This window comes from Methylocapsa aurea, from assembly GCF_000746085.1.
Taxonomy (GTDB): domain Bacteria; phylum Pseudomonadota; class Alphaproteobacteria; order Rhizobiales; family Beijerinckiaceae; genus Methylocapsa; species Methylocapsa aurea.
Window position 1 is genome coordinate 155,340 of record NZ_KN050805.1, and the last position, 19,359, is coordinate 174,698.

The window sequence follows — 19,359 nt, forward strand, 5'->3', positions numbered from 1 at the left end:
ATGGGTAAGACCCCGCGCATCCGCGTCATCGGCGCCGGCGTCGCCGGCCTGACCGTCGCGTTTGAATTCGCCCGAGCCGGCTGCCCCGTCGAGCTGATCGAGCGCCGCGCGGGACCAGGCCTTGGCTGCTCGCATTTCGCCGGCGGCATGCTCGCGCCCTGGTGCGAGGCCGAAAGCGCCGAACAGCTCATCGTCGATCTCGGCGTCGAATCGTTGAAGTTCTGGACGCAAACCGCCGCCCTCGCGCAAAGGTGCGGCTCGCTCGTCCTCGCGCCCGCGCGCGATCAACCTGAGCTAACGCGCTTTGCCCGCCGCACCAGCGGCTTCGAACGCCTCGACGCCGAAGGGATCGCCGCGCTCGAGCCCGATCTCGCCGGGCGTTTCGAGCAGGCGCTTTTTTTCACCGATGAGGCTCATCTCGATCCCCGCGCGGCCATGGCGGCGCTGGCCGCGCGTTTGCAAGAATTCAAAAATGTCGCGCTGCGCTACGGCGCTGAGGCCAAGCCCTCGCGCGACAAAGACGCCGATTGGACGATCGATTGCCGTGGTTTCGACGGGCGCGACGCCCTGCCCGACCTGCGCGGCGTCCGAGGGGAAATGCTGGTGTTGGCGACATCCGAAATCAGATTGGCGCGGCCGGTGCGGCTCATTCATCCGCGCCATCCCGTCTATATCGTACCGCGCGGCGATGGGCGCTTCATGATCGGCGCGACAATGATCGAAAGCGATGCGCCAGGCCCCGTCACCGCCCGCGCGATGCTGGAGCTTCTGGGCGCGGCCTATGCGGTTCATCCGGCTTTCGCCGAGGCGGAGATCATCGAGACCGCGGCGGGCGTGCGGCCGGCCTTCGCCGACAATCTGCCGCGGATCCGTTGCGAGGATCGCAGGATTTATGTCAACGGCCTGTTCCGGCATGGTTTTCTGGTCGCGCCCGCGCTCGCCCGACGGGTTGTCGACATCGTGCTGGAAGGCGCCCATTTTCCGGAGGTCATGGATGCGGATCCAGGTGAACGGCAAAGCGCTTGACGTTTCGGCGACGACGCTCGCAGCCCTGCTCAGTGAACTTGGAGTCGATGAAGCTATCGTCGCGACCGCGCTCAACCAGAATTTCATCCGCAAGACCGAGCGCCAGCGGACGCAGGTGAAAGAGGGCGACGCCGTTGAAATTCTCACCCCGCGCCAGGGGGGCTGAACATGGATGAGCTCTCCCTCTATGGCGTCACGCTCGCCTCGCGCCTCCTTGTCGGAACCGCGCAATATCCCTCGCCCGCCATCCTCGCGACGGCGATCAAGGCGGCGAAGGCGGAGGTCGTTACAGTCTCGCTGCGGCGCGAGTCGGGCGCCGGCCGCGCCGGCGAAAATTTCTGGGCGCTGATCCGCGAACTTGGCGTCAGGGTTCTGCCTAATACGGCGGGATGCCGGACCGTGAAAGAAGCGGTGACGACGGCGCAGATGGCGCGCGAAGTCTTCGATACGTCCTGGATCAAGCTAGAGGTCATCGGCGAGGAAGACACGTTGCAGCCCGATGTGTTCGGCCTTGTCGAGGCCGCCGCGATCCTGGCGCGGGACGGATTTCAGGTTTTTCCCTACACGACCGAGGACCTCGTCGTCGCGGAAAAGCTGCTTGGCGCGGGTTGCGAGGTTCTGATGCCCTGGGGGGCGCCGATCGGCTCGGGACGCGGCCTCAACAATCCCTATGGGCTGAAAGCCTTGCGCGCGCATTTTCCGGGCACGCCGCTCGTCATCGACGCTGGAATCGGCGCGCCCTCGCATGCGGCGGCGGCGATGGAGCTTGGCTATGACGCCATCCTGCTCAATACCGCGATCGCGAAGGCGGGCGATCCCGTCGCCATGGCGCGCGCCTTCGCCTTGGCGGTCGAGGCCGGACGGCTCGGCTTTCGCGCCGATCCGATGCAACCGCGCGACATGGCCGCGCCTTCGACGCCCGTGATCGGGCGGCCGTTTTCGGATCTCGCGCGTGCTTGACCCGTTTTATCTCATCGTCGACAGCGCGGCCTGGATCGAAAGGCTTTTGCCTTGCCGCGTTCGGCTCGTGCAATTGCGCGTCAAGGATGCTTCCGACGCAAAGCTTCGGGCAGAGATTGTTGCCGCCAAAGCGCTTTGCCAACGTCATGGCGCGCAGCTTGTCGTCAATGATTATTGGCGCGAGGCGATCGACGCCGGTTGCGACTACATCCATCTCGGCCAAGGCGATCTCGATGCGGCGGACCTGTCCGCGATCCGCCGCGCCGGATTGAAGTTTGGCGTCTCGACCCACGACGAAGCGGAGCTAGCCCGCGCGCTCGAAACCGCGCCGGATTATATCGCACTCGGGCCGATCTATCCGACAATTTTGAAGCAGATGCCTTTCGCTCCGCAAGGCCTGCCGCGCCTAGGCGAATGGAAGCGCAAAATCGGCGCGATCCCTCTTGTCGGCATAGGCGGGATCACCCTTGAGCGCGCGCCGGGCGTATTGGAGGCCGGGGCCGACGTCGCCGCTGTTGTGACCGACATCACGCTCAACGCCGAACCAGAGCGACGCGCGAAGGATTGGGTGAAGGCGATGCGCCGACGCGCGGAGCATCGTTAAGGCTGCGTCACGTCAAAAAACTCACTTACAAAACTGCGCCTGGAACGCCGCCTGTTTCTCCGGCGTGTCGAGGCCTTTTCTGGGGTTCCAGTTTTTCGCGGCGAAAAACGAGCGCACGTCGAGCGTGATCTCCTTCCCGTGGACATACCAGCGCTCGATCGCGTCAGGCGTGATGACGGCGGGGCCATCCGTGCGATGCACCTTGCCGTCTTCGAACCAGATCTTGGTGTCGGCATAGACGTAATAGCCGAGCAATCGACCCATATCATCCTGGTTCACTTCATCGACTAAACGCATCTCGGCCACGATCAAACCTCTCAAATCAAACTGGCGAGCAATTCAGCACCCCTCGCGGGCGACCGTTTTCCGGCGCCGTTTTGTCCTCATAGCAGATTATGGGCCAGGGAAACATTTCTCGGCGCGAGAGCCCTCACCCCGCATCGGGCGGCCGCTTCTTCTCGACGTTTCGGAAACTCCATTCGATTTCCACATTTTCGTCGGCATCGCCAAAAATGACGATTTGGGCGCAGCTGCGCGGACCGTCCGGCGCCGCGAAAAATATGCTCTCTTCAAGGTCGACGAACCAATTCGGAGATTCGAAAAGCCAGCGCCTTCCATTGGGCAGCACGCAAAGGACCGCATGTCCCTCGCGCACGCGTTTCAAGCGCACGGCCGGGTGGATGTGAAAGCGCAAGGCGAAGGGGCGCGTTTCGATCGCGGCCCCGGCTATTGTCCCGCGCAGGCGATCTACGCCTTCGAGCCTCTTGCCGTCCCGCTGCAGCATGATCTGACGCTGGCAGATGACGCCAAACCGGGACTCATAGCCGTCATGCGCCACCAGGATCATTGTTCCGGAAGGGTGATCGCGGCGTTCGACGTCAACTTTCTCCGGCCCGGCGACCATCTCGTCGCCGAGCCATTTGCCGATGCCGGCATGGAAGGCGAAACGGCAAGAGGAGGTGTCGTCGATCACCAGCGTCGAATGCGCCGCGGTCATCCGCGCGGCCTCGCGGGCGGCGGCGCGATTGGCGTCGGGCGCGCCGCAATTGATGACGAGCCGCTGCGCGCCAACCGAAAACTCAAAGGACGAACATCCGGCATGCGCCCGATTGGAAAACACCGGCGGCGGCGGGCGGCCGGCATCCATCACGAAAATCGCATCCTGGGCCTCGATTCGCTGATACCCGGAATGGCGCGCATTGGCGAGCGCCTGCGCGCGCACGTCGTCATAGGCGAGAACCGTCGCAAGCTGTTCGGGCGCGGTAACGCCCATGCCGTTGAACAAAGCGAGCGTCCCATCGCCATGCCGGAACAAACGCAGCATGGGCATCATTCGGTCAATCGCGTTGAGGAGTTGCGCCGGGGTCTGCAATCCCCGCGCGGCATAGGCCTGCCGCAATGGAAGCAGATCGAGAAGCAGGTCGACCAGGATCTGCGGATTGCGGCTGACATGGCCGCCATCGGGAAGAATCTGGCGCTCCAACTCCTCGACAAGCTGCTTCGTGCTTCGTTGCTGCAGCTTGCCGGTCCCTTCGGCGCAAAGCCCCAGTTCGGCAAGCGCGATCGCCACGATGAGGCGCTGTTCGCCGGCCAGTCCGGCGGCCATCCGGCGCTCCAGGAAAGCCTGGGTGCGGCCGATGCCTTTCATGAATCGCCGGTAGAAGAGACGATCGGAGCCTTCGAGAATGATCGGCGATTGCGAGAGCCAGGCGAGCAGCCGGCGCGCCGCGACCTGCGGCTCCCAGGCCGGGGTTCGGCTAGGCTTTCCAGCCAGGGTCAAGAAATCCTCGACAAGGGCGCGGGCGTTGGCGCGGGCTACAGCGGTGTCGGCGGCGCGCAAGTGGCGGAGCCAGCTGAAGCTCGCGAGCGAACGCATCCAGGCGGGCGAACCAGGGTCCAATTCGAATGGCGAGCGGCCATGCGCATTGACGATCTTGCCGCCGAACGCAAAATAGCCGGCGTAAATATCCGCCGCCAGGGTCGGATCGCTGGTCCGGATGTCCTGCGGCGCGATCAGCAGCCGCTCCGGCGGCCGATGCCGTCCCACGATGGCGCGCAACGGCGCGCCAAGGCGCCGCCACAAACCCGACGCCGCCCGAGCAGCGAGGAGCCCGACCACGCGCAACCGGTCCTTGAATGTCGCGCCGGCCACCCGCTTCAACTCCTCGAATTCGCGCCGGCCGACGTCCGCGCCAGCCGATAGCGGCGCCTCTTGTCACGCAGCGCGCCAGTGCATGATCTTGTCCAAGAAGGCGCGGACCTCTTGGACAAGATCATGCGTTAAAACAAAGAGACAAAGAGCATGATCGATTTCTATTTGAAGCGCTCATGCCCGCACGGCGAAACCGGACAGTCCTGGCCCGGAACATTGCCTTATCCCCGAAAATCCTATCCGCTTTATTAACCACGACGGATCAAGCGGGCGGCGAAAAATCCATCAAGGCCGGCAAGCCGCGTCTCGGCCGCCGGAAGATGCGAGGACAATGTCCGCAATTCACCGTTTTCGTTCAGGATTTCGGTTACGTGACCAACCTCCGCGGGATCGATCGGCAACCGCATCACATCAGGATTGCGCCGAAGCAGAGCCGAGATCTGCATCTCGCCCTCCTCCGGTTCGATCGAACAGGTACAATAGACGATTCGCCCGCCCGGCTTCACGAGTTCGACTGCCTTGTCGAGCATGCGCGATTGCGCGAGGGTCAGCGCGGCGATGTCGCTCGGCTTCTTGATCCAGGCGATATCGGGGTGACGCCGGATGGTTCCGGTCGCAAGACAGGGCGCATCGACCAGAATGGCATCGAAGGGCGGCGCCTTGAGATTGACGATATCGGCGACGACGACGTCGGCGTGAAGACGCAGCCTTTCGAAATTGGCGGCGAGCCGCTTCAACCTTTCGGCGGAGCGGTCGATCGCGACGACTTCTGCGCCCGCCGCCGCGAGTTGCGCCGCCTTGCCGCCGGGAGCCGCGCAAAAATCGGCGACCCGCGTCCCCGGCGCAACCTCAAGGAACCGCGCCGGCAGAGCGGCGGCCGCGTCCTGAACCCACCATTCGCCATCCGCGAATCCGGCGAGTTCCGTCACCGGCTGATGGCTCCGCAACCGCAACGATCCGGTCGGCAACAGCACTGCTCCAAGACGCTCCGCCCAGACCAGAGGATCCGATTTGACCGTGAGGTCGAGCGTCGGCTCCTCCCGATTGGCGGCGGCGATGGCGCGCGCCAGGTCCTCGCCATAGGTCTTGCGCCAGCGCGCCGCCAGCCAGGGCGGAGTGTCATGGTCGAGCGGATCGCTTTGGGCGAGGATCTTCTCCCGCTCGCGCGCGAGATTGCGCAACACGCCATTGACGAGAGCGGCGTAGGGCGCATTCTTCGATTCGAGACGGGTCATGCGGACGGCGAGATCGACGGCGGCGTGATCCGGGACGTCCAGGAAGAGGATTTGCGCCGCCGCGACGATCAAGGTCCATTCAAGATGCGCGGCCTGGCGCGGCAGACCCTTCTCCATAAGCTCGGCCAAGGCCGCCCGGATCGTGCCGAGCCGGCGCAGCGCGACGGTGACGATGGAGCGCGCCAAGCTGACGTCGCGGGCGTCGAGTCCGCCGAGCCGGGCGGGGATCGCCCCCGCCGAAAAGCACTCGTCGAGGGAATGCGCTTTGGCGACGATGTCGCAAAGGATCGCGGCGGCGGCGAGACGGACCGGCAAGCCCGGCTGCTGCTCGGCGATCAGCCTTTGCGCCTCGGCGGAAACCATTTGGCCGGGACGGTTCAGCGACGCCTTGCGGGTCCGACGCCGATCCACCGGCGGGCGCGGAGGTGCGTTCAAACTCAGGCTCCGCTGCGAAGGCTTTGGCTAAGAATCATAGGCTTTTCTAACATGATCGGTTAGGCTTTGCGTAGAGTTTCCTGCTCAATCCCAAAGCTTCTCGGCGTCTTCAAGGCAATTATTGTGGATCAACTGAAGAATACGAAAACAAATCCAACTCCAGAGTCGCCTCGCAAGACGCTGCCCCCTGAGGCCCAACGCGCGCTCGCCGAAGCGGAGGAGCGCCGCCGGCTTGCCGCGCCAAAGGAGGCTCCAAAAGAAATCAATGGCCGCGACGGTCCAGAACCGGTGCGCTACGGTGATTGGGAAGTGAAGGGCATCGCCAGCGATTTTTAAGATTGTTTGCGATGACGCCTCTTTATGCGCTCAACCCGCCTACCAGCGTCGGCAGATCGAGCGGCCGGAACCCGTAATGCCTGAGCCACCGGATGTCGGCCTCGAAGAAGGCGCGAAGGTCCGGCATGCCATATTTCAACGTGGCGATGCGGTCGATGCCGATTCCCCAGGCGAAACCTTGGTAGACATCGGGATCGAGCCCGCAATTGCGCAGCACGTTTGAATGCACCATGCCACATCCCAGAACCTCGAGCCAATCCTCGCCCTCGCCAAAGCGAATCTCGCCGCCTTTGCGCGCGCATTGGATATCGACTTCCATCGAGGGTTCGGTGAACGGAAAGAAACTCGGCCGGAACCGCATCTTCACCTCGCTCACCTCGAAGAAGGCCTTGAAGAACTCCTCCAAGATCCATTTCAGATGGCCAAGATTGGCGGAGCGGTCGATGACCAGGCCCTCGACCTGATGGAACATCGGCGTATGGGTCTGGTCCGAATCGCAACGATAGGTCCGGCCAGGGCAGATCACCCGGATCGGCGGCTTTTGCGTCAACATCGTGCGCACCTGGACCGGGCTCGTATGCGTGCGCAGAACCTTGCGCTGGCCTTGGGCGTCCGGATTAAAGAAGAAGGTGTCGTGCATGTCGCGCGCCGGATGATCCGGCGGAAAATTCAGTTTGGTGAAGTTGTAATCATCCGTTTCGATGTCCGGCCCTTCGGCGATGGAAAAGCCCATATCGGCGAAGATCGCGGCCAGTTCGTCCATGACTTGCGACACCGGATGGATGCGGCCGAGCTCGATCCCGCGCGCGGGAATGGGCAAAGTGACATCGACCGTCTCGGTCTTGAGGCGCGCTTCGAGCGCCGCCTCCTTCAAGAGTGCGCGCCGCGCGGCCAAGGCTTCAACGACGCTATCCTTGAGCGCATTGATCGCCGCCCCTTCGGCCTTGCGCTCATCAGGCGCCATCTTGCCGAGCCCCGACAGAAGCGCCGAAATCGAACCTTTCTTGCCGAGCGCCGCGACGCGGACCGCCTCGAGCGCGGCCTCGTCGGCGGCGGCCGCGATCTCGGCCAAAGTCTTGCTGTGCAGCGCTTCCATCTCGGACATGTTCGGGGCCGTCTCAACCACTTGCGTCACTATTTCGCGTCAACCGGCTTGTGCCATGCGCGCGCGCGGATGTCGAGGCGGCGCGGCGGAGGTCAAGTCCGTTGACAGCCCAACCCCGCGTCGCTAGGAGTGAGCCGGCCGCTGCAATGCAGCATGAACATGGAAGCTCGCCATGGTAAAACGCGTTGTCGTCGCTGTCTTGTCTCTTGGCTGCCTGTGGACGTCTCCTATCCTCGCCGACGAGGATTTGCTGGCGCGGGCGCGGCAGCTATTCGATCCGATCCCGCTCGCTCCCCCCGCTCTGCCCGGCAACCCCGCGACGCCAGCTAAGGTCGAGCTTGGCAAGAAGCTCTTTTTCGAACCGCGCATCTCCGCCAGCCACGCCATCAGCTGCAATTCCTGTCACAATTTAGGGCTTGGCGGCGCCGACGCCGAGCCGACCTCCATCGGCCATAATTGGCAGCGCGGCGGACGCAACGCTCCTACCGTGCTGAATGCAGCGTTCAATCTGTCCCAGTTCTGGGACGGCCGCGCCAAGGACCTCGAGCAGCAGGCCGGAGGCCCGATGGTCAATCCGGTCGAGATGGCCTCGGCGACGGAGCGCGTCGTCGAGCAGATCAAGGGCATTCCGGGCTATTCCGCCGCCTTCGCCGCCGCCTTTCCGGACGACTCGGACCCGATCACGCAGGCCAATGTGCAAAAGGCGATCGCCGTATTCGAAGGAACGCTGATCACCCCCAACGCGCCGTTCGACCGGTTCCTGAAGGGCGCGGCCGACGCGCTTGCGCCCGAGCAGAAGGAAGGCTTGGCGCTGTTCATCGCCAAAGGGTGCGCGGAGTGCCACAATGGACCCAATGTCGGCGGCGGCATGTATGCGCCTTTCGGCGTGGTCATCAAGCCCGGCGTCGAATATATGCCGGCGAATGACAGGGGAAGGTTCGCGGTCACGAAGGACATAGAAGACCAGAATGTCTTCAAGGTGCCGACGCTGCGCAACATCGCCTTGACGGCGCCCTATTTCCACACCGGCAAAGTCTGGGATCTGCGTCAGGCCGTGGCTCTGATGGGCGCAAGCCAGCTGGGCGACCAGCTCAATGGCGAAGAAATCGACAAGATCACCGCCTTTCTCGGCAGCTTGACGGGCGACCAGCCGAATGTGACCTATCCCATTCTGCCGCCCAACGTCTCCACAACGCCGCGACCGGAGCTGTAGCCGCCGTTTTGCGGCGCAGCTGGATCGCCTCGGCGCGCCGAGGCGATGGATTTCGGATCATCTGGTGACCGATGCGATCCAATCGAGATAGGCCGGCGCGCCTTTCTCGATTGGAATCTCGATGATTTCCGGATTGGCGTAAGGATGCGCGGCGCGGATCGCCGCCTCGACATCCGCGTAGTCAGCGCGCTTGATCTTGCACAACAGCATCAACTCGCGCGCCTCTTGCACCGCGCCTTCCCATTGATAGAAGCTTTCGATCGGAAAAATCTGGACGCAGGCGGCGAGACGCTCGCCGATCAGCAACCGCGCGATCGACTCCGCATTCGCGCGATCGGCGCAGGTCGTCATGACAAGCGCATATGTCGTTTCCATCGGATCGCCCTATCCGCCTCGTCCTACCATCGCTACTGCTGGGCGGATGGGCCGCTATGCTCGGATGCGCTTCGTCGCGCTAGTCAACCAGCGCCGCACATCCGGCTCGACCAGGGGCGAAATCTCGCGCCGCACGCGGGCGTGATAGGCATTGAGCCAGGCGATTTCCTCCTTGTCGAGGAGCTTTGGCTCGACCAGGGCAAGATCGATCGGCGCCAGCGTGATCGTCTCGAAACCGAACATTTCCCGTTCCGCGCCGGCGATTTCCCGGGGCTCCACCACGATCAAATTCTCAATGCGGATGCCCCAGTGGCCGGCATGATAAAAGCCTGGCTCGTTCGACAAGATCATGCCGGGCTCCAGGGCCGCCGATCCCAGCTTCGAAATGCGCTGAGGTCCTTCATGCACCGATAGATAGGACCCGACGCCATGCCCCGTCCCATGGTCAAAGTCGAGACCGGCCCGCCAGAGCGGAAGTCGCGCCAAGGCGTCGATTTGCGCGCCCGACGCGCCTTTCGGAAAAACAGCCCGCGCGATCGCGATATGCCCCTTGAGCACCCTTGTGAATCGATCGCGCATCTCGGCCGTCGGTTTGCCGACGGCGAGCGTGCGCGTGATGTCTGTTGTGCCATCCTCATATTGGCCGCCGGAATCGATCAGGAAAATGCCTTTGCCAATCTTGCGGTTGGTCTTGATGCTCACGCGATAATGCGGGATCGCCGCATTAGGCCCGGCAGCGGCGATTGAGGGAAATGAGACGTCCTTCAGCTTGCGCGTTTGCCGCCTGAAGGTCTCGAGCGCTTGCGCCGCGTCGATCTCGGTGAGTTCTCCCGCCGGCGCATTGAGCGAAAACCAATGCAGGAAGCGCACAATCGCGGCGCCGTCTCGGAGTTGAGCCCTGCGCGCTCCGGCGAGTTCAGCGGCGTTCTTGCGCGCTTTCATCAAGGCGACTGGATCTTGCCCTACATCGATAAGTCCGCCCGCCACCTTCACGATCGAGGTCAGCTTGGCGGGCGCCGTGGCGGCGTCGAAAAGCACGTGCTTGCCTCGTCTGCCAAGATCTTCGAGATCGCCCTCAAGGCGGTCTGGCTCCTCGATGTCGGCGAGGCTGCAGAGCTGGTCCCGCAACCCATTGTCGAGCTTGCGCGCATCGACATAAAGACGCGGCTTGCCCTCTTTCAAGATCAGGGCGAAGGCCAGCGGCAGCGGCGTATGCGAGACATCGGCGCCGCGAATGTTGAAGATCCAGGCGACGGCATGCGGATCGCTGATCACCAAGGCGTCCTTGCCCTTGAGCGCAGCGCCGGCGCGGGCAAGCTTCTCGGATGCGCCTTCTCCGGCGAGCTTGCGCGGATGCAAGCGGATCCTGCCGAGCGGCGGCGCCGGACGATCGGTCCAGATCGCATCGATCGGGTTCGGCTCGATGGCGACGAGTTCGGCTCCCGCGAGTTGCGCCGCCTTGCCAAGGCTCTCCACCTGGAGCGGCGTGTGCAGCCAAGGATCGTAGCCGAGCCGAGCCCCCCGGCTCAGATTCTCCTCAAGCCATTTCGAAGGGCTGGTCTCCGCCATGGCGACAGGCTTGAAAATCGAAACGTCGACTTGGTCCTTGACCGCCAGCGCATAGCGGCCATCGACGAAGATCGCAGCGCGATCGCGCAACACAATCGCGAGCCCCGCCGAGCCGGTAAAGCCGGAAAGCCATGCGAGCCGCTCTTCGGAGGGGGCGACATATTCATTTTGATGCCGATCGGCGCGGGGGATGAGAAAGCCATCGAGCCCGAGGCGATCGAGTTCGGCGCGCAAAGCCGCGAGCCGCGCCACGCCCTGCGAAGGATCGGCCTGATCCTCAAAGGTTTGGAAAACACATTCGAACATGGCGCCAGCCTAGAGCCAGTTCCCCGCCCCCGCAATATGCGCCGATTATTTTGGCGCGCCCTCCGCATTTTCGAGCGGGTGACCTGGCAGGCAACCAGCTTTCCAGCGCAACCCAAGATCGCGCAACTCTGCTTCAAGGCATTCCACCTCGAGCCGCAGAGCGCCCCCCGCGGAGAAGATGAGCGCCACCTCGCCCGACGGCGGCTCCGTCTCTTTGAACGAAATGCTGAGAAGATTGAGGATTGCGCCCTTGTCCCGCTGCGAGAACCCCGCACATGAGACCTTGAAAACACGCTCGAAATGCAGCCCGGTGCGGCAGCGCTCCAAAACGCCCTGATTCGCCTTCACCCAATCGAACCTCGACGAGACAATGGCGAACCGCTTCGAATGCGGCAGATAAGCCATGTCGCCGACACGGACCAATGCGTCCTGAAGATTGGCCGAGATGACGCCAAGATCCTCGCTATCCATGGCGACCAATCGAAGGAGATCCGGCAGTGGCGTCACGTTACGTTACTCTCATCGGAAAGAGCTGCGCGCTCGGTCATAGCTTTTAGCCATACGGATTGAATTTTCGCGAGCAAGGAGCCCCCCGGCGCCTCCGCCAAGGGGCTGGCGTCAGCGGCGCTGGTTGTTCCACCCTTGGCGTCGAACTTTCGATTCTGCCTGATTTCCTTCGGAAAGCCAGCGTCATTTCCGAAACAATGGTTTAGGCGTGGCCGGAGAGCCGCTCGATGATCGCGCCGCAGCCGCCCAGCTTGTCCTCGAGATGTTCGAAGCCGCGATCGAGATGATAAACGCGGTTGACCATGGTTTCGCCCTGCGCCGCAAGCGCCGCGATGACGAGCGACACCGAAGCGCGGAGATCCGTCGCCATTACCTGGGCGCCTTGGAGCTCGTCCACCCCTTCGACCAAGGCGACGTCGCCCTCGAGTTTTATGCGGGCGCCGAGCCGGGCGAGTTCCTGCACATGCATGAAGCGGTTTTCGAAAATTGTTTCGGTGATCTTCGAATGCCCCTTGGCCTTTGTCATCAAAGCCATGAACTGGGCCTGCAAATCGGTCGGGAAGCCGGGAAACGGAGCCGTCGAGACATCGACCGGCATGATCCCGGCGCCATTGCGCCGCACCCGAAGCCCCTCATTGGTGACGGAAACGCTCGCCCCAGCCTGCTCGATCGCGTCGAGAGCGCTTTGCAAAAGCCCGGCCTCGGCGCCTTCCAAAAGCACATCGCCGCCCGCCATGGCGACCGCAATCGCATAAGTTCCCGCTTCGATGCGATCGGGCAAGACGGTGTGGCTTGCGCCCGAAAGGCTGCCAACTCCCTCGATCTCGATGATGGACTGCCCGGCGCCCTTGATCTTGGCGCCCATCTTGATGAGGCAATCGGCGAGATCGACGATCTCCGGCTCGCGCGCCGCATTGACGAGAAGCGTGTGGCCCTTGGCCAGGGAGGCGGCCATCAGCGCCGTATGCGTGCCGCCGACCGTCACCTTCGGAAAATGAATTTCCGCGCCGATCAATCCTTTCGGCGCGGTGGCGTGAACATAGCCCGCCTCGATCTCGACGCTGGCGCCAAGCTTTTCCAGCGCCATGATGAGCAGGTCGACCGGCCGTGTGCCTATGGCGCAGCCTCCTGGCAGCGAAACCTTGGCCTCGCCCATCCGCGCAAGAAGCGGCGCGACGACCCAAAAGCTCGCGCGCATTTTGGAGACAAGCTCATAGGGCGCCATCGTATCGACAATCGTTCGCGCGGAAAGATGGATCGCCCGGCTGGCGCGCGGCGCCGCTCCCGGCCGCCGTCCATCAACCGAATAATCGACGCCGTGATGACCAAGAATGCGCAGCAGCATGCCGACATCGGCGAGACTGGGCACATTTTCGAGGGTGAGCGTCTCGGCTGTGAGAAGCGAAGCGATCATCAGCGGCAGTGCCGCGTTCTTGGCGCCGGAAATCCGAATGACGCCGTTCAGCGTTTGCCCGCCGACGATGCGAATGCGATCCATCAATCCCCCGATTCGAGCCTACCGCTCGTGAAAACTGCTTCCCTTTTCGAGCGCCGCGGCCTCGTCCTGGCTGGCCTCGCGCGCCCGGCGGTCGCGGCTTTGGGCCTTGCGCCGGTTGAGGTTAGCCCGCAGCGCTTCGGCGAGACGCTGGCGCTCGGCCGCTTTCTTGCGCGCATTGGCTTCGGCGGCGTCCTTGCCATCTGGCGCGGACAGATCCTCCCCCTTGCCGGACGCCCCCATGCAGTCACCCTCGATTATTGCTTCAAATCAGACAGCGGCGCATTTTTCTGAGAAATGTAGTAAAATGTCTTTAAGGCCGAGGCAAGGCTACCCGCTTGCCTAACCGGCGCGCCTATGTCACATACGCCGGCGCCTTGTAACCTGAAAGCGCGCCCCGCGAGGCTGCGGTAGCTCAGTGGTAGAGCACTCCATTGGTAATGGAGAGGTCGACAGTTCAATCCTGTCTCGCAGCACCAGCCAAGCCCTTGTTTTCAAAATATTCCCTTGAAAAATCAGCCTTTTCCATTCTGATGTAACAATCCGTGTTACAAACTGAATGGTGCGGAATGGCTGGCAAGACCCCATACCTTATAAACCGGCAAGGAAACTTTTGGGCGCGCATCGTCGTCCCAAAGGAGCTTCGCGCGATCATCGGCAAAACCGAATTGCGCGAAGCTCTCGGCCCAAACCGCCCCGAAGCGATTAAGAACCTTCACGCGGCGCTTGTCGGATTCCATGCGCAGCTTGACGACGCGCGTCGTCAAATTCCAAACGCCCCAATTCCAGAGAAAAAGCGCGGCGATTCCATTCGCGCCCTAGCGCGGGCACATTATGAGCAAGAGCTTGCGCACGATGAATTATCTCGGCGCAATTACCTTCGCGGCGTCGTTTCGCCGAAGGAATTAAACGGCGTCCTGCCACGCGACCCGTATCTCAGAAATTTGAAAGTGGTCGCATCCAGCGGTTTCACTGGCGAATCTCTCGACATTGAATTTGTCGCGGCGACAATCGGTTGGGCTATCGATCAGTTCAACGTCGAGGGTAGGACGACGCCCGAACGCGGTTCGCCCGAATGGTTAAGCTTAGCGCGGACCCTTGCGGCGATTCAGGTCGAATCGCTAGAGCGCAGCAAAGAGCGCGACGAAGGCAAACTCGACGGCAAGCCTTACCATCCGATATTAACCGACGCACCCGATGAACCGCAGGAAGCTGAACCCGTATCGATCAATGGGCTTTTCGACGCATATATCAAAGAATTGGCGCGATCTGGTAAGGGCGCTGTCGCCGCGAAGCGCTGGGCACCCGCTTTCACCGATCTGGTTAAATTCGTCGGGCATGACGACGCCACACGCCTGACAAAGAAAAATATAGTCGATTGGAAAGATCGCCTCCTAGAATCGAAAAGTCCGAAAACGGTCCGCGACACCGCCTTAGCTGCACTTAAGGCTGTACTCGCCTTCGCGGCTGAAAACGACAAGATCGCTGAAAACGTCGCCGCTGGCGTCAAAGTCAGGTTCACCGCGCCAAAGCTCAACCGCTCCAAAGGATTCACGCCAGACGAAGCCGCAGTGGTTTTAAAGGCCGCTCTGGCGCACGTACCCAAGCCTTCAGACAATCCCCAAACCCGCGAAGGTCCGCATCTAACGGCGGCTAAGAAATGGGTTCCTTGGATTTGCGCACACTCTGGCGCGCGCGTCGCGGAGATCACCCAACTACGGAAAGAGGACATTCGCGCGCAAGACGGCGTTCAATTTATCAGGATCACGCCCGAAGCTGGTTCGGTAAAAACGGGCAAATATCGCGACGTGCCGATTCATCCGCAATTGATCGAACTTGGATTCCTGACCTTCGTCGAGGACGCCGCAGATGGTCCGCTTTTTTACGCGACCAAGACCCGCACCGGAACGACGCACCCGTCAAAGACTGTCGCGGGCAGAATCAGCCAATGGCTGAAATCTTTGAACGTTGTTCCGCCAGAAGTAGACCCCTCGCATGGCTGGCGGCATCGGTTCAAAACGGTCGGACGCGAAGCAGGCATAGACCCGAGAGTCCTGGACGCAATCCAAGGTCACGCGGCGCGCACGGCTGGCGACAACTATGGCGACGTAAGTCTGAAGGCGTCTATGCTCGCTATCGGCAAGCTTCCGTCGATCGATTTGGCTGATTCAGATGGATAATCTGTAATCCACTAAAAGCTAATCACACAACTACCTAAAATAGTTGTATATTAAGTGTATTTTAATGGTATACTTATGTCATAGCAATTGACATTGGTATATTCATTTTATGGCATTCTGGAATAGCTGGTTTGAAAAGAAGAGTTCTGGCATTAGTTCGCCAGAACCTTGGCTTTTCGATCTATTTGGCTCTGCTACGGCATTATCTGGCGAACTTGTTTCGCCTTACGCTGCATTGAAGTGTACCGCCGTCTCTTGTGCGGTCAGAGCTATTTCCGAAGCGGTTGGCCAGCTTCCAATTCATCTTTACTCCAAAGACGACAACGGCGCTAAGTCCCGCGCCACAAGTCATCCGCTCTATAATATCCTGAACAAATCGGTAAACGACTTCACGTCCTGCCAAGAATTCCAAGAGCAAATGGTTCGCGACGCGCTTCTGTTTGGGAATGGCTACGCTCATATCAATCGCGTGAATGGCAAGGTAGTCGAGCTAACCCGGCTTCGCCCTGAAGCTTGTTCGGTCTTTGAGGATCAAATTACAGGCGAGCCTGTTTACCGCCTGACGACGAACGGCACGAACGAATGTCGCGAACTTCCTTATCGCGACGTCTTCCATCTGAAAGCACCGGTTGGCGCATTTCTCTATCGTGGCGAAAGCGTCGTTATGCAGGCGCGTGAGGCTATCGGCTTGGCGCTGGCGCTAGAAGCCCATGCGGCGCGTCTCTTCGCGTCTGGCGGACGTCCTAGCGGCGTCCTTACATTTCCCGGCAAACTAACCGCCGACGCCGCATTGCGCATTCGCAACAGTTGGCAAGCCTCGCACGCTGGCGCGAATTCAGGCCGCACGGCGCTCTTGGAAGAAGGCGCAGCTTTCCAAGCTCTAAGCTTCAACAGTGTTGATTCCCAATATATTCAAATCAGGGAGTTCGCCATTGCGGAAATCGCCCGCGCCTTCCGCGTCGCGCCAATTCTGCTTCAGGACTTGGGCCGCGCGAACTTCAAGAATTCCGAAGAGATCGCGCAACAGTTCGTCAACTTCACGTTGATTCCTTGGGTTCGCCGCATCGAATCTGAAATCTATTTGAAGTTGATCGAACCTCCTGAACGCGATCAGCTACATGCGGAATTCTGCTTAGACGATTTGCTCAAAGCCGACCTCTTCCAGCGCGCCCAAGCCTACCAAATTTTCATTCAATCGCGGATTTTGAATCCGAACGAAATTCGCGAGCTGGAGAACAGAGCGCCATACGAAGGCGGCGATGCGTTCATCAATCCGAACACTACCAGCGGCAACAATCCAGACGTCGCTGTAGAGGCCGCCGAACCCGGCAAACCGCCTGAAGCTTCGGAGCCTAGCTTATGACAACGGACACCCGCCTGACGGCCTTCTTTGGCGATCTTGAACACGATTTTCAGATCACGCCAGCGTTGATCCCCGAACTAGAGCGCGTCACGGAATCAGGCATCGGTTCGCTTTGCAGGCGCTTATTCAACGGCGACTTCCGCCACGCGGATATGATCGAAACCATCCGCCTCGGACTCATTGGCGGCGGCGCTAATCCGCAACAAGCCTCTCTCCTTGTGAAGGCTTACGCGCTCAATCGCCCGCTTGATGAAACGCTTCCCCTGGCAATCGATATCCTAAGCGTGCTCTGGTTCGGCAATGGCAACAAAACGAATGAAAATTTAGATGAACAAGCTTGAATTCAAATCAGCTCTCTCCGTATCGGATGAAGGTGAAATCAGCGGGATTGCTTGGGTCTTTGATACGCCTGATCGAACCGGCGACATCATTACAAAAGGAGCCTTCTCTACCGCGCCTTCAAGGCTTCCTATTTTATGGTCGCATGATCAGCGCGAAGTACTTGGCGTATGGAACTCAGTGCGCGAAACGGCGCAGGGTTTGGAAGTCAAAGGCCGACTCCTAGTTAATGACGTTCAACGCGCGGCGGAGATTCACGCCCTCGTCAAATCCGGCGCAGTGCAAGGCCTCTCCATTGGCTTCAGCGTTCAAAAGGCTACGTCGCGTCCGCGCGGCGGGCGTACAATTTACAAAACCGATTTGCAAGAAATCTCCATTGTCAGCGTTCCCGCACATCCGAACGCGCAAATTCTCACTGTTAAGGAAAACATTTTGGAACACGAAGATAATAACGCGCCGGATTATGCGGCGCTTGAAACCAAATTCAACGAACTCGAGACCAAGTTCAACAGCGTCAACATTCTGACCAATCGCCTCGACAAAATCGAGACGCGCCTAAATCGCCCCGGAACGGGCAATGTCGAAACCAAAGACAACGCTGGCGAGAGCGAAACCAAAGCGTTTGACAATTTTATGCGGCTTGGGGTCGAACGTATGCCGCAGATCGAGACCAAGGCTCTTATCTCCAGCACGAATTCGGCAGGGGGGTTTACTGTTCCACCCGCGTACCTTGCAGAGATCACCAAGCAGCTTGTTCTCTACTCTTCGGTTCGTTCCCTCGCGCGCGTTACAAGTGTCGGCACGACTCCCGTCCTACTTCCGAAGCGCACCGGAACCACGACTGTTTCGTGGGTTGACGAGGGTTCGCCTTCGCCAAGCACGCAGCAGACCTATGATCGCCAGAGCTTCGATATCTTCGAAATGGGGGCGCATTGTGACGTGTCGAACCGCCTTCTCGAAGATTCCATGTTCAACCTTGAATCTGAAATCGCAATGGATTTAGGCCAGCAATTCGGACTTTCTGAATCCGCCGCTTTCATCGGCGGCAACGGAATCGGAAAACCGGCTGGAATTATCGGCAACGCTTCGATTCCCTTCACGCCCGGTCTTAACAGCCTGACTTTTATTACGCCCGGACTCTTGATCGAAATGTTCTACAGCCTACCTACCTTCTACGCGAAGAATGCGGTTTGGACCATGTCGCGCGGAATGATGGGTTACATTCGCGGTCTCGTGAACGGCCTTGAACAGTTCCTTTGGCAGGATTCCACTGGCGGGCTTGCTGGCGGACAACCGGCAATGTTGCTCGGCCGCCCAATCATCGAAATGCCGGAACTTCCGCACCACCAGAACGGCGATGGTTCGCCGCTCGCTATCGGCACGATTCCGATTATCTTCGGCGACTGGCAGGCGGGGTTCCGCATCTTCGACCGTGTTGGCGTTTCGATCATGCGGGATCCGTTCTCCCAGGCAACGGATGGTCTTGTACGTTTTCATGCCCGTAGGCGTGTTGGCGGCGCTGTGAGCCTGCCGGAAGCCTTCCGATTCCTGAAAATCGCCGCGTAATTCAACCCACAAAGAGCCTGACCGATTAAGTCAGGCTCTTTTCATCAATTTTCATATAAGGCATTGTTTTTATGAGTATTTCTGCAACAGCACATACAAAATTGTACGTTTCTACCGAGTCTTACCCTGTCGGGTCAGCCTCTAGTAACCTTATTCTCACGAATTACACGACTGGCGTTGCCTGGAACGCTGTTGGAAACATCGAATCCATCGGCGAATTCGGCGACTCTGCAAGCGTCGTCAAGTTCGAGACGATCGAATCAGGCCGCGTTGAAAAGCTTAAAGGCATCGCCGATGCTGGGACGCTCACACTGGAATGCGCCCATGATCCTAGCGACGTTGGCCAAACGGAACTTCGCGAAGCCGCAACTGAAACTGTTCAGCGCGCCTTCAAAGTTGTTCTCCCCGATCCCCTGAACGCGACTGGTACGGGCACGACTTACTACTTCCGTGGTCTTGTAATGTCGGCGCGGACCAAGCTAGGCAAGGCTTCCGACGTTATCATCCAGTCGTTCGAAACCGAGGTTAATACCGCTGTTCTCTTGGTTGCTGCGACGGCGGGCGCGTAAGACCATGACTCTGGCGGCAGACGA

The 19,359-nt window shown here is 60.5% G+C and carries 20 protein-coding genes and 1 tRNA gene; 12 read left to right on the forward strand and 9 right to left on the reverse strand.

Annotation, left to right across the window (positions count from 1 at the left end; translation table 11 throughout):
* From thiO to DL86_RS17865, 4 genes are read left to right on the forward strand one after another with little or no spacing between them, the layout of a single operon-like run.
* Complete coding sequence (thiO, locus tag DL86_RS17850; protein WP_036264384.1) at nt 1-1,026, forward strand: glycine oxidase ThiO; 1,026 nt, start codon at nt 1-3, stop codon at nt 1,024-1,026.
* Nucleotides 995-1,192 carry a sulfur carrier protein ThiS gene (gene thiS / locus DL86_RS17855; protein WP_036264608.1) on the forward strand — a complete coding sequence of 66 codons (198 nt, stop codon included), beginning with the start codon at nt 995-997 and terminating at the stop codon, nt 1,190-1,192. Before thiO ends, thiS begins: the two co-directional genes overlap by 32 nt.
* A gap of 2 nt (nt 1,193-1,194) precedes the next feature.
* On the forward strand, nt 1,195-1,986 hold the full coding sequence (locus DL86_RS17860; RefSeq protein WP_036264386.1) for a thiazole synthase: 792 nt from the start codon (nt 1,195-1,197) through the stop codon (nt 1,984-1,986).
* Nucleotides 1,979-2,590, forward strand: a complete 612-nt coding sequence (locus DL86_RS17865) for a thiamine phosphate synthase (protein ID WP_036264388.1) — start codon at nt 1,979-1,981, stop codon at nt 2,588-2,590. The genes DL86_RS17860 and DL86_RS17865 overlap by 8 nt, the downstream gene beginning before the upstream one ends.
* Before the next feature lie 21 nt (nt 2,591-2,611).
* On the opposite strand, the gene DL86_RS17870 is transcribed toward DL86_RS17865, so the two are convergent.
* The 3 genes from DL86_RS17870 to DL86_RS17880 form a co-directional block, all read right to left on the reverse strand.
* Nucleotides 2,612-2,854 (reverse strand): aldehyde dehydrogenase, encoded by a 243-nt coding sequence (locus tag DL86_RS17870; RefSeq protein ID WP_245276426.1) that lies wholly within the window; start codon nt 2,852-2,854, stop codon nt 2,612-2,614.
* 166 nt (nt 2,855-3,020) lie between these two features.
* Complete coding sequence (locus tag DL86_RS17875) at nt 3,021-4,742, reverse strand: heparinase II/III family protein (protein WP_036264391.1); 1,722 nt, start codon at nt 4,740-4,742, stop codon at nt 3,021-3,023.
* 248 nt (nt 4,743-4,990) lie between these two features.
* Entirely contained in the window at nt 4,991-6,340 is a 1,350-nt protein-coding gene (locus DL86_RS17880) for an RsmB/NOP family class I SAM-dependent RNA methyltransferase (protein ID WP_051953736.1), read from the reverse strand.
* Between the two features lie 195 nt (nt 6,341-6,535).
* Between DL86_RS17880 and DL86_RS17885 the strand changes: the two genes are divergently transcribed.
* Complete coding sequence (locus DL86_RS17885; protein ID WP_245276427.1) at nt 6,536-6,748, forward strand: DUF1674 domain-containing protein; 213 nt, start codon at nt 6,536-6,538, stop codon at nt 6,746-6,748.
* 22 nt (nt 6,749-6,770) lie between these two features.
* On the opposite strand, the gene pheS is transcribed toward DL86_RS17885, so the two are convergent.
* Entirely contained in the window at nt 6,771-7,853 is a 1,083-nt protein-coding gene (gene pheS, locus DL86_RS17890; protein ID WP_036264393.1) for a phenylalanine--tRNA ligase subunit alpha, read from the reverse strand.
* A 172-nt stretch (nt 7,854-8,025) separates the two neighbouring features.
* Here pheS and DL86_RS17895 point away from each other — a divergent pair, with 172 nt between their 5' ends.
* On the forward strand, nt 8,026-9,066 hold the full coding sequence (locus DL86_RS17895) for a cytochrome-c peroxidase (protein WP_036264396.1): 1,041 nt from the start codon (nt 8,026-8,028) through the stop codon (nt 9,064-9,066).
* A gap of 57 nt (nt 9,067-9,123) precedes the next feature.
* Here the strand turns inward: DL86_RS17895 and cutA are convergent, their stop codons facing one another.
* The 5 genes from cutA to DL86_RS17920 all read right to left on the reverse strand — a co-directional run bounded on the left by cutA (nt 9,124) and on the right by DL86_RS17920 (nt 13,561).
* On the reverse strand, nt 9,124-9,441 hold the full coding sequence (gene cutA / locus DL86_RS17900) for a divalent-cation tolerance protein CutA (RefSeq protein ID WP_036264397.1): 318 nt from the start codon (nt 9,439-9,441) through the stop codon (nt 9,124-9,126).
* A gap of 54 nt (nt 9,442-9,495) precedes the next feature.
* Entirely contained in the window at nt 9,496-11,316 is a 1,821-nt protein-coding gene (locus DL86_RS17905) for an aminopeptidase P family protein (RefSeq protein ID WP_036264399.1), read from the reverse strand.
* A gap of 45 nt (nt 11,317-11,361) precedes the next feature.
* Nucleotides 11,362-11,823: a DUF2948 family protein gene (locus tag DL86_RS17910; protein WP_036264401.1), complete on the reverse strand. Its 462-nt coding sequence runs from the start codon at nt 11,821-11,823 to the stop codon at nt 11,362-11,364.
* A 202-nt stretch (nt 11,824-12,025) separates the two neighbouring features.
* Nucleotides 12,026-13,321: a UDP-N-acetylglucosamine 1-carboxyvinyltransferase gene (murA, locus tag DL86_RS17915; protein WP_036264403.1), complete on the reverse strand. Its 1,296-nt coding sequence runs from the start codon at nt 13,319-13,321 to the stop codon at nt 12,026-12,028.
* A gap of 18 nt (nt 13,322-13,339) precedes the next feature.
* On the reverse strand, nt 13,340-13,561 hold the full coding sequence (locus DL86_RS17920) for a hypothetical protein (RefSeq protein ID WP_036264404.1): 222 nt from the start codon (nt 13,559-13,561) through the stop codon (nt 13,340-13,342).
* A 161-nt stretch (nt 13,562-13,722) separates the two neighbouring features.
* On the opposite strand from DL86_RS17920, the gene DL86_RS17925 reads away from it, so the two are divergent.
* From DL86_RS17925 to DL86_RS17950, 6 genes are all read left to right on the forward strand, one after another.
* Nucleotides 13,723-13,797 (forward strand) — tRNA-Thr (locus DL86_RS17925).
* 90 nt (nt 13,798-13,887) lie between these two features.
* Nucleotides 13,888-15,498, forward strand: a complete 1,611-nt coding sequence (locus tag DL86_RS17930) for a tyrosine-type recombinase/integrase (protein ID WP_036264405.1) — start codon at nt 13,888-13,890, stop codon at nt 15,496-15,498.
* 109 nt (nt 15,499-15,607) lie between these two features.
* Nucleotides 15,608-16,861 (forward strand): phage portal protein, encoded by a 1,254-nt coding sequence (locus DL86_RS17935; protein WP_084573012.1) that lies wholly within the window; start codon nt 15,608-15,610, stop codon nt 16,859-16,861.
* Complete coding sequence (locus tag DL86_RS17940) at nt 16,858-17,202, forward strand: gene transfer agent family protein (protein WP_036264407.1); 345 nt, start codon at nt 16,858-16,860, stop codon at nt 17,200-17,202. The genes DL86_RS17935 and DL86_RS17940 overlap by 4 nt, the downstream gene beginning before the upstream one ends.
* Nucleotides 17,189-18,766 (forward strand): phage major capsid protein, encoded by a 1,578-nt coding sequence (locus DL86_RS17945; protein ID WP_036264409.1) that lies wholly within the window; start codon nt 17,189-17,191, stop codon nt 18,764-18,766. Before DL86_RS17940 ends, DL86_RS17945 begins: the two co-directional genes overlap by 14 nt.
* 71 nt (nt 18,767-18,837) lie before the next feature.
* Entirely contained in the window at nt 18,838-19,335 is a 498-nt protein-coding gene (locus tag DL86_RS17950) for a hypothetical protein (protein ID WP_156964733.1), read from the forward strand.
* Nucleotides 19,336-19,359: the final 24 nt, after the last annotated feature.